The organism is Candidatus Hakubella thermalkaliphila (genome assembly GCF_013281975.1).
GTDB lineage: Bacteria > Actinomycetota > Humimicrobiia > Hakubellales > Hakubellaceae > Hakubella > Hakubella thermalkaliphila.
In genome coordinates, this window is record NZ_BLRZ01000309.1 from 1 (window position 1) to 1,019 (window position 1,019).

The window sequence follows — 1,019 nt, forward strand, 5'->3', positions numbered from 1 at the left end:
AGGACAGGTGGGCCAGCTATGAGTGCCAGCAAGGTCAAACAGAGCGTTTCTATCTGGTATATTGATCGGAGTAAGACATGGCCACCTCGTGGCTGGGTGCAGTATCCGATTAGCCCCTCACTGTACGAACTGCTCCGCACCTGCTGGCTGCAAGCTACCTTCCAAGCATCAGCTAGCTACCCGCGACGAAGCTCGCCATATGCGAGGTTGGGCACAGCCTTCCCCCGGACACTGGAACAACTACGCAGCTTCTCATGGACCACTGAAGGACTGAGTTCGCGCGTAGTTCGCGCGCAGGCGGTTGAGATATTTCGGGCTGCCGTTGAGGAGCAGAAACAAGAGGCAATGCGCAATCCGCGTGAGCGTGGGTTGCCCTGGCTGGACGATCTGATGCAGCGCATGGAAGTGGCCATAGCGCTGGTCGCAGACCAGCTAGCGGTCAAAAGCTCTGTCGGGACGTATACCGGAAGTGATCTTGGACAGTGGTCCAAGACGGCTGTCGAAGAGACACTGGTTTCCGTTGACGGTTTGCTCCAAGGACGCCCGGATCTTCTTGTTGAGGACCGTGTATCCGGCACGATTATTGTAGACTACAAAACTGGATCGTTGGACGACCCCGATCGGCTTACGGGCTATGAACGCCAGTGTCTACTCTATGCCTGGCTTTGGCATGAGCGCTATGGCACTTGGCCGGTTGAGTATCGTCTGGTAAACCCTATTAAGGGTCATGAATATCGAGCACCTGTGAAACCCGAGGTTGCAACTGCGCTGGCTGAGGACGCTCGCCGTTTGGCGCGGAGACTCGCAAAACCGCCATGGGTCGGTTTGCAGGCTTCTCCTGGCCCGCACTGCAGCAGATGCCCATTTCGACCTTGGTGTGAGCCGTTTTGGCAACACGTGGCTAGTGGAACCTCTGAGGTTCAAGCATCAACTGGGCACAGCCGTGTATCAATGCAAGGCACAGTGCTCGAAATGGATCGGTTAAAGGACGCTGGCGCTAGAAAAGGGCTGGTGCGGGT

General features: G+C 56.5%; 1 protein-coding gene. It reads left to right on the top strand.

Annotation, left to right across the window (positions count from 1 at the left end):
• Positions 1-18 precede the first annotated feature (18 nt).
• Positions 19-1,019 (top strand): PD-(D/E)XK nuclease family protein (locus tag HW443_RS14160; RefSeq protein ID WP_176238284.1); only part of this gene is annotated, 1,001 nt, incomplete at its 3' end.